Below are 13,544 nucleotides of genomic sequence, written 5' to 3'. Positions count from 1 at the left end.
GCCGGCAGACCGGCACGCGCCGGCTGCACGGCCGTGATGCGTCGGGGTTCAGCCGCGTGCGGCGAAGAGTGCGTCGACCGCCGCGCGATGTTCCGGGGTCGCGTGCGCGAACGCCTGGTACGACGCCGACAGGTCGAGCACCGTGTCGAGGCTTGCATGGCGGCTTTCGCGCAGCAGGCGCTTGGTCAGGCGCAACGCGGTGCCCGAGTGGCGGGCGATGCGGCCGGCCAGTTCGTGGGCGTGCGCGAGGAGGTCGCCGTCGGGCACGACGCGCGACACGAGCCCGCAGCGCAGCGCAGCCTGCGCGTCCAGTGCATCGCCCGTGAACGACATTTCCGCGGCGACGGCGGCGCCGACGATCTGCGGCAGGAACCACGCGCCGCCGTCGCCGGGCACGAGGCCGAGGGCGATGAAGCTCTCGGCGAAGCGCGCGCCGTCGGCGGCGATGCGGATGTCGCACATGCATGCGAGGTCGGTGCCGGCGCCGATCGCCGGGCCGTTGACCGCCGCGATGGCCGGCACCTCGAGTTGCTGGAACGCCCGTGCAAGGCGCTGAATGCCGCGGCGGTAGCCGGACCGGATCGCGGCAAGGTCGTGCGACTCCGATTCCATGAATGCGCGCATCGCCTTCACGTTGCCGCCCGACGAGAACGTCGTGCCGGCGCCTGTCAGGACCAGCACGCGGATCGACTCGTCGCGGTTCGCGTCGTCGCAGCATTCGGTCAGCGCATCGATCGCATCGGTGTCCGAAATGGCATTGCGGGTTTCGGGACGGTTCATCGTGACGGTCAGGATCGGGCCCTGCCGTTCACGGATCAGAAAGGCTGCCATGATGTCTCCGTGTGTTCTGTGCCGCGGGGCTTCACGCCGCGGGCCGAAGCCTAGTATCGTCACGACGGTTGGCGGCGGGAAATTCCGTTCCACATATGTGGAAGGCCCGTCCCGGTTGCAGCGGAGAGGGCGGGATGAGCGGAAACGTGGTCAAGAGCGCGGCGCGCGTGTTCGAGGTGCTGGAACTCTTCAGCGCATTGCAGCGGCCGCTGAGCGTGCGCGAGATCGCCACGCGTTGCGGGTATCCGGGGTCGAGCGCGGCGGCGCTGCTGACCAGCATGAAGGCGCTCGGCTATCTTTCGTACGACGACGCAACCCACGCGTATGCGCCGACCGCACGGCTCGTCAACCTCGGCGAAGCGCTCGTCGATTCCGCGGCCGGCAGCCGGCGGCACTGGCATGCCGTCGCGAAACGGCTGGCGCTGCGCACGCACGAGGCGGTCGTGATCGCGGTGCAGAGCGACCTGTACGTGCAGTACATCGACGCGGTCGAGGGCTCGCATACGATTCCGATCCAGTTCTACGCGCCGATCGGCACGCGTCGCGAGATCTGCATGTCGGGGCTCGGCTGGGCGCTGCTGAGCCTTCAGCCGGACAGCACGATCCGCCGGCTCGTATCGCGCAGCATTCGCCGGATCGGGAAATCGGGCAGGACGATCGACGAGGACGTCGTGCTCGACAAGGTCGAACAGACGCGCCGGCTCGGTTATTCCTATTCGGCGCATACGGTCACGCAGGGCGCCGCGATGATCTCGATGGTGATCGCGGACGGCTGGAACGGCCTGCCGCTGGCCATGGGGGTGGCCGGGCCCGTCGAGCGGATCGGCGCGCGTCGCGACGCGATCGTGCGGGCGATGCGCGAGGCGCTGGACGCGCAGCGTCCGGATGCGGCGGTCGGCTAGCCGGACGAGGCCGGCGCGCGCTGGCATTCGCATAGAATCGGGCGGTTTCGCCGCTCTTGTCCCGACTGCATTTCAGCGAGGCTCTCATGTCATTGAACGCGCCGCTTTCCGGCATCCACATCATCGAATTCGAAGGTCTCGGCCCCGGCCCGCTCGCGGGCTGGATGCTCGCCGGGATGGGGGCGCGGATCACGCTGATCGCGCGCCCGGCCGGCCGCACGAGCGCGCCGGACGCATTGAAGGCCCGCGACGGCGACCTGCTGCGCGAAGGCAAGACGATCGTCGAACTCGACCTGAAGTCGCCGGCCGGCCGCGAGGCCGCGCTCGACCTGATCGCGCAGGCCGATGCGCTGATCGAGGGCCTGCGGCCCGGCGTGATGGAGCGGCTCGGCCTCGGGCCTGAAGATTGCGCGCGCCGCAATCCGAAGCTCGTGTACGGCCGGATGACCGGCTGGGGCCAGCACGGCCCGCTCGCGGCCGCGGCCGGGCACGACCTGAACTACGTCGCGCTGACAGGGCTGCTGTCGCTGTCCGCGCCGCGCGACGGCCGGCCGGGGTTGCCGCCGACCGTCGTCGGCGATGCGGGCGGCGCGCTCGGGCTCGCGTTCGGGATCGTCTGCGCGCTGTTCGACGTGCGCGGCGGCGGGCCGGGGCGGGTGGTCGACGGCGCGATCGTCGACATCGTGTCGATGCTCGGTTCGCTCGCGCTGTGGGCGCGCGCGAACGGGCAGCTCGACGGCGCGCAGCCGAGCCTGTTCCACGATGCGCCGTTCTACGACGTGTATCGCTGCGCGGACGGCGAGTGCGTGACGATCGGCGCGCTCGAGCCCCCGTTCTACGCGCTGCTGGTCGAACGGCTCGGACTGACCGACGTCGATCCGGCATCGCAGTACGACCGCGCACGCTGGCCCGCGCTGAAGGCGCGTTTCGCCGACGTGTTCGCGCAGCAGCCGTCCGCGTACTGGCGCGCGCTGCTCGAAGGCACCGACGTGTGCTTCGCGCCGCTGCTGAGCGTGGCGGACGCGGTCGCGCATCCGCATAACGTCGCACGCGGGATCTATCGAACGGACGAGAACGGCAACGTGCGGGCGCGGGTGGCGCCGCGGTTTTTGCCGCTGGCGGGGGATGAGGCCGAGTAGCGCGTCGAAGCTCGCGGTTCTGGAGCAAACCCGGCGTTATCGTGAGGGCATTCTGGATAGAGCCAAAGTTGGTACCAAATCAGGTGCGGTGAAATTTCGATCGAATCAGGAGCGGACATGCCCCACACCATTCTGGCCAGCGTGACGGCGAGCGTTTCGGAGCTGAAGCGGAACCCGACGGGAACCGTGGCGGCGGGCGAGGGCTTCCCGGTCGCGATCCTGAGCCACAACGAACCTGCGTTCTACTGCATCCCGGCGAAGACATGGGAGGCGATGGTCGAACGTCTCGAGGATATCGAAGACAACGCGCTCGTCGATTCGCGCGCCAACGGGAAAGTCGTCAAGGTCAAACTGGTTGACCTTTGAGTTCGCGTTGCTCGAACCTGCGTTGAAGGCGTGGAAGAAGCTCGATCGCACCGTTCGCGATCGGTTCGAGGCGAGACTTGCCGAACGGCTCGAAAATCCTCGCATTCCTTCGGCCAGGCCGTGCGACACGCGCTGTGGCTTCGGCGTTTCGCGGCTTGTCTCGTCGAACCGGCCGGTGCCGCCCGTCAGGCCGTCTCTTCCGGCGCGTCCGGCATCTTTCCGTCGCCGACGCGGTTGATCGTGCCTTGCGCGATCGCGACGAGCCGTTCGTGATCGCCGTCGATGACGAACACGTGACACTGGCAGGTCGCCTGGTGCCGGCCCGCGTACACGAGCTTCGCGCGCGCGACGAGCGTGCCGTTCACGGCCGGCCGCAGATAGTTGATCTTGTATTCGGCCGTAATCACGCGCGGGCCCAGCACGAGCGCGCCGGCGAACGTCAGCGCGTTGTCCGCCAGGTAGCTGATGACGCCGCCGTGCACGAACCCGTGTTGCTGCCGCAGTTCCTCGCGCACGGGCAGGCACAGCGACACTTCGTTGTCGCCGATATGCATCAGCTCCGTGCCCAGCAGCATGCTGAACGGTTGCGCGCGCAATGCGCCGCGCGCGTGATCCGTGATGTCGGTCATCGAACTTCCTTCGCAATGAGCGCCCGCTTGCGCTGAACTCTAGGAAGGGGGCTGCGGATAAGCAAGGAAATTCGTCCGCATTTCGTGCAAATTCCGGTGCGATGCGACGCGATTATTGCGTCGAATACCGAAGATCCCCCGGTTTGCCGGCGATTCCGCGGGAATGCACGAGCAACGTGAACTTTGCCGTCTCCCGGTCCTAAAGTCCGACGAAGAAATGCCGCTAATGCCGGGGCATTGCCTCATCGTCCGCTTTCCAGGAATCTCCCCCATGTTCGGAAAAATCAAGCTCGCGTCGGGTCTGCTCGGCGTGTTGACCGTGTTCTGCCTTTTCCTGTTCGCGATCGAGGCGCTCGGCTTCTGGGCGCTCACGTCGACGCGCAGCGGCGTCGACGACCTGTCGAACGTCGCGATCACGCAGGTCGGCGCGGCGAGCCAGGCCACCCAGCAGCTGCTCGACGCGCGCATCAACCTGTCGCGCGCCGGCACGCGGATGGTGCGCGGCGGCCCGAAGCCGGACGACATCATCCGCCATGCCGGCGCGTCGCTCGCGGAAGCCGACAAGGCGTTCGCCGCGCTGACGGCCGTGCAGCCGGTCGACGAGACCAACCGCGCGCGCGTCGCGGCGCTCACCGAGCGCTATCGCGCGCTGCGCGGCGCGCTGGGCGAACTCGTGCAGTTCCTCGACGCCGACAACATCCAGGCATTCCTCGACCAGCCGACGCAGGGCATCCAGGACGCCTATATCGCCGAGCTGCGCCGCTTCACCGACTACGGCGGCACATCGAGCCGCTCGGCGCTCGATACGATCGACGGCGGCATGCTGTGGTTCAAGTCGGTCGGCATCGTGCTGCTGGTGGCGATGCTCGTGGCGAGCGCGGCGATCTACGCGGCCGCGCGGCGCGCGGTCGTCGCGCCGCTGGAAGAAGCCGGCCGCCATTTCGAGCGGATCGCGCAGGGCCGGCTCGATGAAGTCGTGCGGGCAGGCGGCGTGTTCGAGATCGACCGGATGCTGCGCGGCCTCGCGACGATGCAGACGAGCATCGCGGGCACCGTGCGCACGGTGCGCCAGGCGTCCGATGCGATCCACCTCGGCGCGGGCGAGATCGCGGGCGGCAACGCCGACCTGTCGGCGCGCACCGGCACCCAGGCCGCATCGCTCGAGGAAACGGCCGCGAGCATGGAGGAGCTGACGGCAACCGTCCGTCAGAACACCGACAGCGCACGTGCGGCGAGCGCGCTGGCCGACGCGGCGCTCGAGGCGACGAGCCACGGCGGCGGCGTGGTCGACAGCGTGATCGACCGGATGCGCGGCATCGCGCAGAGCTCGGGGCGGATCGCGGAGATCATCTCGGTGATCGACGGCATCGCGTTCCAGACCAACATCCTGGCGCTGAACGCGGCCGTGGAGGCCGCGCGGGCCGGCGAACAGGGCCGCGGCTTCGCGGTCGTCGCGGGCGAAGTGCGCTCGCTCGCGCAGCGCAGCGCGCAATCGGCGAAGGAGATCAAGGCGCTGATCGAGGATTCGGTCGCGCAGATCAACGGCGGCGCGGAGCTCGTCGAGCGCGCCGGCGAAGCGATGCGGACGGTATCGACGTCGATCACGCGCGTCGTGCAGACGATGTCCGAGATCACCTCGGCGTCGGTCGAGCAGAGTGTCGGGATCGAGCAGGTGAACCAGGCCGTCACGCAGATGGATCAGCTCACGCAGCAGAACGCGGCGCTGGTCGAGGAAGTCGCGGCGGCGGCCGCGTCGCTGAACGACCAGACCGCGCATCTGATGCAGGCCGTGTCGGTATTCGAACTGGGCGACGGCCGTGCCGCACGCGACGAACGCACGGCGCCATCGTTCGCCGGGACGGGTTACGAACCGGCCGGCAGCGCCGCGTAGGCGGTCGCGAGGTGGTAGGGCGTCGTCGACGGCATGTCGGCGCGCGACACCTGCCCGTCAGCCGTCTTGCACTCGAACCAGCCGCGCGGATGCAGGAAGCGCGCGGCGAAGCGCTCGATCTGCCGCGCGAGCGGCGCGGAGGCCGGCGTGCCGCCGTGCGTCGCGAGCGCGCGCAGGTACTCCGTCTGCGCCCAGATCCGCTGCGTGCCGTCGACGCACGCGCCTTGCGCATCGAGCGCCGCGCAGACGCCGCCCGTCTGCGGATCGACACCGTATTGCTCCGCAAAGCCGAACGCGCGCGACAGCGCAGCGGGGAGCCCCGTTTGCGCGAGCCGCGCGCCGGCCGCATCGACCAGGTAGAACCACTCGAACTGATGACCGGGCTCGAAACGGTTGTCTGCCGCGCCGAGCGGCAGCTCGGCCACGCAGCCGGTCGCCGCGTCGACGAACGTGCGCTCGACGGCCTGCGCGGTGTGCGCGAGCGCGTCGTCGAACGCCGCGTCGCCGAATGCATCGGCAGCCGCGAGCCAGGCTTCGGTCAGGTGCATCAGCGGATTCTGCAGCGCCCCGCTGCCGGATGACGAGAAATCGGCGTGGCGCGCCGCATCGAGCAGCGCGTCGCCGGGGTGCGGCGCGAAACGGTCGCGGATCAGCGCGGCGGTCTCCTCGGCCGTCGTGCGCGCGGCGGCGTCGCCCGACGCCGCGTACCAGGCGGCACACGCGAACACGATGAATGCGTGCGTATAGAGATCCTTGGTCGTGTCGAGCGGCGCGCCCTGCGCGTCGACGCTGTAGATCCAGCCGCCGTGGCGCGTGTCGCGAAAGCGCCGGCCCAGCGCGTCGAACAGCGTGGCTGCGTGCGCGGTGTCGCCGGCCTGCGCGAACACGAACAGTTGCCGTGCGCACGCCATTGCGCGATAACGGGTCACGGGCAGCGGCGCGTGGGTGGCCGGATCGACGGCTTCGAACGGCAGCTGCAATGTCTGGTCGAACCCTGAACCCCGCCAGATCGGCAAGACGACGTGCGCGAAATGGTGGCGCAGCTGGGCGGCCTGGGCGGAAGCGGAGTCGGAAACGGACATGACGGGGTTGAGCGCTGGGTTCGAAACGTGTCGGCGCGGCCCGGAGGATCGGCGCGGCCGGGGCCAAGGATAAAACATTCCGCGCGGCCGGCACCAAAAAAGGAGATAAATCGCATGCTGAGCAACCTGGAACTCGTGATGCGGCTCGTTCTCGCGGCGGCGCTCGGCAGCGTCATCGGCTTCGAGCGCGAGCGCCTGTCGTGGGCCGCCGGCCTGCGCACGCACATGCTCGTCTGTGTCGGTTCGACGCTGATCATGATCGTGTCGGCGTTCGGTTTCGCCGACGTGCTCGGCAGCAGCGAGCACATCATGCTCGATCCGTCGCGGATCGCCGCGCAGGTCGTCTCGGGCATCGGCTTCCTCGGCGCGGGTTCGATCCTGCTGCGCGGCGAGATCGTGCGCGGGCTGACGACCGCCGCGAGCCTGTGGTCGGTCGCCGCGATCGGCCTTGCGGTGGGGGGCGGGCTGTACGTCGCGTCGATTTCGGCGACGATCATCATCCTGATCATCCTGGCCGGCATCAAGCCGCTGGAGCGGCGCTATTTCACGGTGCGGCAGCGCCGTCAGGTCGCGCTGACGGTCGTGAGCGGCACGCTGAACTTCGATTCGCTGCATGCGGCGCTCGGCCCGGACAGTGCGCGCGTGAAGCAGTTCATCGTGCAGCGTGCCGACGACACGGGCGAGCACGACGAGGTGCGCATCGCGCTCGCGCGGGTGTCGGCGCTCGAATACCAGGCGATCTGCGACAAGCTGCGCGCGCTGAAGGGCGTGACGCGTTTTGAAGAGGGCAACGGGCTGTCGGGCGACGAATAGGCTGAATCGGCAACGGGGCATGCGACAATGGCCGACCACCGATTCCGTTCGACATCCGGTTCCGTGTTCGCGGGCCCCGCTATCCGATTTCCATGACCGAATCCGTTTCCTCGCCTCGCTCCCGTTCCCGTTCCAATCGTTCGTCGGCCCGTTCCCGCCAGCGCTCGGCTGCTGCCGCGGGGAGTACGTCCGCGAGGGCGACGGCGCGGTCCGGCAGTGCGCCGGCCGCCGACGCGTCGCGGGACGAGCGAACGCTCGACCTGTTCGGCGATCCGGTGTTCGAGCCGGGCGAGCGCGCGCCGGTTGCGGTTCGCGACGAAGCGGGGGCGCAGGCCGATGCAGCGGCCGATATCGCGGACGATGTGGCCTCCGGGCGGCAGCCCGCGCTGGACGGGTTCGGTGCGCGGGAAGGGGCGGGCGCGGCGGCACATTCGGAAGCGGTAGAGGGCGCGGTGACGCCGGAAGTCGCGACGGTGGCCCATGGCGTTTCGGTGCCGCAAGGTGAGGAGGTTGCAGATGCCGACATCGTGCCGGCCTCCGGGGCTGTTGCGATGAAGGCGGTCGATATTCCGCTAGCTGGTGATATTGCAACGAAATCCGCCGATGTGCCCGCGGCCGACGCCGTCACAATGGCGGCGACCAGGCTGCAAGCGGCCGATGATACGGCGCCGAAGGTGACCGAAACGCAAACAGCTGGCGGTGAAGTCGAGCAGGCTGTTGTCGCTGCCGCCGCCGTCAAATCCCGCGAAGGGCGATCTTCCGGCGACGCCGTGAAGGAGCGTCGCGCGTCGTCGGGCGGCAAACGTCGGGCGACTGCCGGGGCAAGCGACGCGCCAGCAGAGCAATCTGCGCCAGTCGTGACGAGCGTCGACACGGCGCGAGCGGCGGCCGGGGCGAGCCCGGCACCGGACGCGGTGTCGATCGTCGAGCCTCGGGCGTCGGCGGAGCCGACCAAGCCGGTAATCGCCGCGAACACGGCGAACACGGTGAACCCGGTGAACCCGGCGAATATTGCGAAGGCCGTGGACGCCGCGCCGCACCCCGACACCACCGTATCCCCTGCCACCCAGCCGGTGGCTTCCGCTGCGTCCTTTGTCACGAAGCAGTCGGTGGAGCGCGCGCAACCGGCCGCGCCGGTCTTCGATCCGGATACGCACCTGCGCCCGCTGACCGACCGCCTCGCCGCGCTGCAGGCCGACGTCGACGGTTTGACGCGCACCGCCGATCGCGAGATGCGCCGCGTCAACCGCCTGCTGCTGGCCTTGGCCGTCGTCGTGCTGGTCGGGCTCGTTGCGCTGGTGTTTCAGACGCGGCAGATCGCGCATCTGAAGCAGGACGTCGCCACGAAGCAGCAGCGGATCGATCGCCTCGCGGCCGATCTGTCGACGCAGCAGGCAACGCTGATGACGCTCGAGGAGCATCACGAGGCGCTTCTGTCGCAAGTCGACCGGCTCCAGCGCAACGCAAATCGCGAGGCGGCTGTCGCGAAACGTGCGCACCGCACGCGCTAATCGTTTCGACCCTATCCTGGGAGCCCGACGGAGCAAGGATTGCGGTTCCGCGTCGGCGATCAGGCGCCGCGCGCGTGCGGCAAACTGATGCGGTGCGCTGGCAGAGTTCAGGGAAAACCCTTAGAATAGCGTCCATCTAAGGGAAAACCCTAGCCACATCTGTCAGGAGTCTCACATGAGCTTCATCCTCGCCCTGCTGCAAAAGATCGACGACCTCTTCGTGTCGCCCCACCTGCCGCTCGACGCCGAATACTCGTACGCTGCGCGTCGTGCCGAAGCCGAGCGCGTGCGCCGTGCGCACCTCGTGCCGATCGTCCTGAATCGTCGCTGATTCGCTGATTCGCTGATTCGCTGATTCGCGGCCCCCGCCGCACCTGCCTGCCCGCTTTCCGCCGCCGCATCGCGCGCCGGCGCGACCGTCCCGCTACACTGGAAGTCCGAATCCGTTCACGGTGACCGGGCCATGCTGCAGATGCGGCCGATGACGGCCAGAGAATTCCACGCGTACCGTACGCGAGCCATCGACGGCTACGCGCGCGATCTCGTTTCATCCGGACAAAATGCTGTCGAAGACGCGACCAGCCGGGCGCGTGCCTGTTTCGACACGCTGCTGCCGGATGGCTTGCGGACCTCCGGCCAGACCCTCGTCGTGCTCGTCGACACCGGCAGCGGCGACGCGGTGGGCGACCTCTGGTACGCGATCGTGCCCGAAGGGCCGAACCGCACGCTGTTCATCTACGACCTCGACATCGTCCCGTCCCGGCGTCGCCAGGGCTGGGCCACGCGCACGCTCGATGCGCTCGACGCCGAGGCGCGCCGCTACGGCATCACCGAGATCGGGCTGTCGGTGTTCAATCACAACACGGCGGCCCGCGCGCTGTATCGTGCGTGCGGCTTCGCGCCGATCACGACGACGTTGATCAAGCCGGTCATTCCGGGCTGAATCCGCTGGCAGGCGCTCAGCTGGCACTTGCGGCCAACCGGGTACGCCGCGGGCGGCCTGCACCGTCCACACTCCCGATCCTTCCTGCTCGCCGAGCGCCGAGCGCCGAGCGCCGAGCGCCGAGCGCCGAGCGCCGAGCGCCGAGCGCCGAGCCCCGAGCCCCGAGCCCCGAGCCCCGAGCCCCGAGCCCCGAGCCCCAAACACCCATCACCGACCCCGACCATCAAACACCGACAGCCGAACGGCCCTCCGACCCTTCGACCGTCCTGCACGCGCCGCCCACATCCGCTCAGTGCGCGCGCCCTTTCCATCTCCGCAGCAGCAGCGCATTGGTCACGACGCTGACGCTGGAAAACGCCATCGCCGCGCCCGCGATCACCGGGTTCAGCCAGCCGAGCGCCGCGAGCGGCACGCCGACCAGGTTGTAGACGAACGCCCAGAACAGGTTCTGCTGGATCTTCCGGTACGTGCGTCTGGAGATGTCGATCGCGTCGGCGACGAGCGCCGGGTCGCCGCGCATCAGCGTGATGCCGGCCGTGTGCATCGCGACGTCGGTGCCGGTGGCCATCGCGATGCCGACGTCGGCCGCGGCAAGCGCGGGCGCATCGTTGATCCCGTCGCCGACCATCGCGACGATTCCGCCGTGCGTGCGCTTCAGCTCGGCGACGACGCGCGCCTTGTCGTCGGGCAGCACCTGCGCATGCACCTCGCCGATGCCGAGCGACGCCGCGACGGCCGCCGCGCTGCCACGGTTGTCGCCCGTCACGAGCACGCTCGCGACGCCGCGCGCCGACAGTGCCGCGATCGCGTCGCGGGCGCCCGGCTTCACGGTGTCGCCGAAAGCGATCAGCGCGAGCAACGCGCGCGGCGCATCGGCGCGCATCAGCCACGAGATCGTGTTGCCCGCGCGTTCGAGCTCCGCCGCGCGTGCGTCGAGCGCGGGCGGCACTGCGATGCCGAGCTCGTCGCGCCAGCGTGTGCTGCCCAGCGCGAGCAACTGCCCGCCGACGCGGGCTTCCACGCCGCGTCCCGCCACCGCGCGCGCATCGGCCGCGCTTGCCGGCGGCACCGCATCGCCGCGCGCGGCAACGTCGGCGTCGTGCGCGGCGACCACGGCGCGCGCGAGCGGATGGTCGCTCTGACGCTGCACCGCCGCCGCGAGCGCGAGCGCTTCGTCATGCGGCACGCCGACGGCTTCGAACGCCGTCACGGACGGCTTGCCTTCGGTCAGCGTGCCGGTCTTGTCGAACGCGATCACGGTGGTGCGCTGCGCGAGTTCGAGCGCCTGCGCATCCTTGATCAGCACGCCGCGCCGCGCCGCGACGCCTGTGCCGGCCATGATCGCGGCGGGCGTCGCGAGGCCGAGCGCGCACGGGCACGCGATGACGAGCACCGCGACCGCGTTGAGGATCGCGGTTTCGGTGCCGGCGTCGGCGATCAGCCAGCCGATCAGCGTCAGCACCGCGATGCCGAGGATGGCCGGCACGAACACCTCGCTCACGCGATCGACAAGCCGCTGGATCGGCGCTTTCTCGGCCTGCGCGGATTCGACGAGGCGGATGATGCGCGCGAGCGTCGTCTCCGCGCCGATCGCGGTGGTTTCGACGACGAGCGCGCCTTCGCCGTTGATCGAGCCGGCCGTGACAGGGTCGCCGTCGTCCTTCGGCACCGGCAGGCTTTCGCCGGTGATCAGCGATTCGTCGATGTGCGAGCGGCCCGACACGATCCGGCCGTCGACGGGCACGCGCTCGCCGGGCCGGATGCTGACGCGGGTGCCGACACGCACCTGCGTCAGCGGCACGTCGCGTTCGACACCGTGCTCGACGACGCGGGCCCGGTCGGGACGCAGCGCGTTCAGCGCGCGGATCGCGTCGGTGGTCTGGCGCTTCGCGCGCGATTCGAGCCATTTGCCGAAGCGCACCAGCGTGACGATGACGGCCGACGCCTCGAAGTACAGGTGGCCGGGATGGCCGGTGCCGCGCAGCAGCATCCATAGGCTCAGCCCGTACGCGGCCGACGTGCCGAGCGCGACGAGCAGGTCCATGTTGCCGGTGCGCGCCTTCACCGCGTGCCAGGCCGCGCGATAGAAGCGCGCGCCGAAGCCGAACTGGACGATCGAGGCGAGCACGAGCTGGACCCAGCCGTTCGGCATCAGGTGGATGCCGAACGGCGCGACGAGCATCGGCGCGATCAGGGGCGCGCTCAGCACCGCAGACCAGATCACGAGATCGCGTTCGCGGATCGCTTCGAGGCGCTTGCGTGTTTCGGGGTCCTGCGCGGCACCGGCCGGTTGCGCGTCGGCGCCGGCCGTGGCGCCGGCTGACGACGCGTCGGCGAGCGACGCGCGATAGCCGGCGGTGGTGACGGCCGCGATCAGCGTGGCGGCGTCGAGGGCGCCGGCGCCGTGCACCGACGCGCGCTCGGTCGCGAGGTTGACCGCAACGCGGGCGACGCCCGGCACGGCGGCCAGCGCCTTTTCGACGCGGCCGACGCAGGACGCGCAGGTCATGCCGTCGATGTCGAGTTCGAGGTCGGCGAGGGCGGTGGAAGTAGCCGGCGGGATGGCCGCGCCGGCAACCGGCGTCGCGCCGTATCCGGCTTGTTTGACGGCTTCGGCGAGCCGGGCGGCGGTAACGTCGGGCGCGGCGTTCACGGTCGCCCGTTCGGTCGCGAGGTTGACCGACGCGCGCGTGACGCCCGGCACCTTCGCCAGTGCTTTCTCGACGCGCGACACGCACGACGCGCAGGTCATCCCGTCGATGTCGAGTTCGATGCTGGCGGGCGCGGCAGGCGAGGTGGGGGCGAGCGCGGTAAAGCCTGCATCCGTTACGGTCGGTGTCGCGCCGTAGCCGGCCTGTTTCACGGTTTCCACCAGTTGTGCGGCGGAAACGTCGGCCGTGACATCGACGGTCGCCCGTTCGGTCGCGAGGTTGACCGACGCGCGCGTGACGCCCGGCACCTTCGCCAGCGCTTTTTCGACGCGCGACACGCAGGACGCGCAGGTCATGCCTTCGATATCGAGTTCGATGGTGCTATTGGCGGGAAGCGGATGGCCGGCTGTCGAAGCGGCTGCGGCCATCGGCGCGGGCGATGCTTCGACAGGATGCGCATGCGCGGCGGCGGCGGTTTCGAGCACCGGTGCGCGGACGGCGGCACGGTAGCCGGCTGCGCCGATCGCCTCGATCAGTCGTGCGGCGTCGATGGTTTCCTGCGCAGTCACCGTCGCCGCGTGCGCGTCGAGGTCGACCGCCGCCTCGACGACGCCCGGCACCGCGGCCAGCGCCCGTTGCACGCGGCCCGTGCAGCCGCCGCAATGCATGCCGTCGACGCTCAGCTCGATCGTGTGCAGCGCTGTGGAGGCAAGTGATTCTGTCATGTCGGATTCCCTGAATGCACGGCTCGTGCCGCGAATGGAACCAGTATCAACATTCCCATGA

Annotated in this window: 12 protein-coding genes; 8 read left to right on the top strand and 4 right to left on the bottom strand. The window is 69.7% G+C overall.

Annotation, left to right across the window (positions count from 1 at the left end; genetic code table 11):
- Positions 1-48: 48 nt before the first annotated feature.
- Positions 49-831 (bottom strand): crotonase/enoyl-CoA hydratase family protein, encoded by a 783-nt coding sequence (locus APZ15_RS23975; RefSeq protein ID WP_027790347.1) that lies wholly within the window; start codon positions 829-831, stop codon positions 49-51.
- Between the two features lie 134 nt (positions 832-965).
- Between APZ15_RS23975 and APZ15_RS23970 the strand changes: the two genes are divergently transcribed.
- The 3 genes from APZ15_RS23970 (at position 966) to APZ15_RS23960 (ending at position 3,238) form a co-directional block, all read left to right on the top strand.
- A complete protein-coding gene (locus APZ15_RS23970) occupies positions 966-1,733 on the top strand; it encodes an IclR family transcriptional regulator (protein ID WP_027790348.1) in 768 nt (255 codons plus the stop codon).
- 86 nt (positions 1,734-1,819) lie between these two features.
- Entirely contained in the window at positions 1,820-2,872 is a 1,053-nt protein-coding gene (locus tag APZ15_RS23965; RefSeq protein WP_027790349.1) for a CaiB/BaiF CoA transferase family protein, read from the top strand.
- A gap of 117 nt (positions 2,873-2,989) precedes the next feature.
- The gene (locus APZ15_RS23960; protein WP_027790350.1) at positions 2,990-3,238 is read left to right on the top strand and encodes a type II toxin-antitoxin system Phd/YefM family antitoxin; all 249 of its coding nucleotides are present in this window, start codon (positions 2,990-2,992) and stop codon (positions 3,236-3,238) included.
- A gap of 185 nt (positions 3,239-3,423) precedes the next feature.
- On the opposite strand, the gene APZ15_RS23955 is transcribed toward APZ15_RS23960, so the two are convergent.
- On the bottom strand, positions 3,424-3,867 hold the full coding sequence (locus APZ15_RS23955; RefSeq protein ID WP_011353771.1) for a PaaI family thioesterase: 444 nt from the start codon (positions 3,865-3,867) through the stop codon (positions 3,424-3,426).
- 271 nt (positions 3,868-4,138) lie between these two features.
- On the opposite strand from APZ15_RS23955, the gene APZ15_RS23950 reads away from it, so the two are divergent.
- Positions 4,139-5,758 (top strand): methyl-accepting chemotaxis protein, encoded by a 1,620-nt coding sequence (locus tag APZ15_RS23950; RefSeq protein ID WP_027790351.1) that lies wholly within the window; start codon positions 4,139-4,141, stop codon positions 5,756-5,758.
- On the opposite strand, the gene APZ15_RS23945 is transcribed toward APZ15_RS23950, so the two are convergent.
- Entirely contained in the window at positions 5,731-6,840 is a 1,110-nt protein-coding gene (locus APZ15_RS23945) for an AGE family epimerase/isomerase (RefSeq protein WP_027790352.1), read from the bottom strand. The genes APZ15_RS23950 and APZ15_RS23945 overlap by 28 nt on opposite strands.
- Before the next feature lie 114 nt (positions 6,841-6,954).
- On the opposite strand from APZ15_RS23945, the gene APZ15_RS23940 reads away from it, so the two are divergent.
- From APZ15_RS23940 to APZ15_RS23930, 4 genes are all read left to right on the top strand, one after another.
- On the top strand, positions 6,955-7,653 hold the full coding sequence (locus tag APZ15_RS23940) for an MgtC/SapB family protein (RefSeq protein WP_027790353.1): 699 nt from the start codon (positions 6,955-6,957) through the stop codon (positions 7,651-7,653).
- 92 nt (positions 7,654-7,745) lie between these two features.
- On the top strand, positions 7,746-9,164 hold the full coding sequence (locus APZ15_RS23935; RefSeq protein ID WP_027790354.1) for a hypothetical protein: 1,419 nt from the start codon (positions 7,746-7,748) through the stop codon (positions 9,162-9,164).
- 175 nt (positions 9,165-9,339) lie between these two features.
- On the top strand, positions 9,340-9,495 hold the full coding sequence (locus APZ15_RS41820) for a hypothetical protein (protein WP_167562616.1): 156 nt from the start codon (positions 9,340-9,342) through the stop codon (positions 9,493-9,495).
- Between the two features lie 132 nt (positions 9,496-9,627).
- Positions 9,628-10,107 (top strand): GNAT family N-acetyltransferase, encoded by a 480-nt coding sequence (locus APZ15_RS23930; RefSeq protein WP_027790355.1) that lies wholly within the window; start codon positions 9,628-9,630, stop codon positions 10,105-10,107.
- 289 nt (positions 10,108-10,396) lie between these two features.
- On the opposite strand, the gene APZ15_RS23925 is transcribed toward APZ15_RS23930, so the two are convergent.
- Positions 10,397-13,483, bottom strand: coding sequence for a heavy metal translocating P-type ATPase (locus APZ15_RS23925; RefSeq protein WP_081040830.1), 3,087 nt, complete (start codon positions 13,481-13,483; stop codon positions 10,397-10,399).
- Between the last annotated feature and the right edge of the window lie 61 nt (positions 13,484-13,544).

This window comes from Burkholderia cepacia ATCC 25416, assembly GCF_001411495.1.
Classification (GTDB): domain Bacteria; phylum Pseudomonadota; class Gammaproteobacteria; order Burkholderiales; family Burkholderiaceae; genus Burkholderia; species Burkholderia cepacia.
The sequence above is the reverse complement of the archived record's forward strand: the minus strand, read 5'-3'. Positions and strand labels throughout refer to the sequence as shown.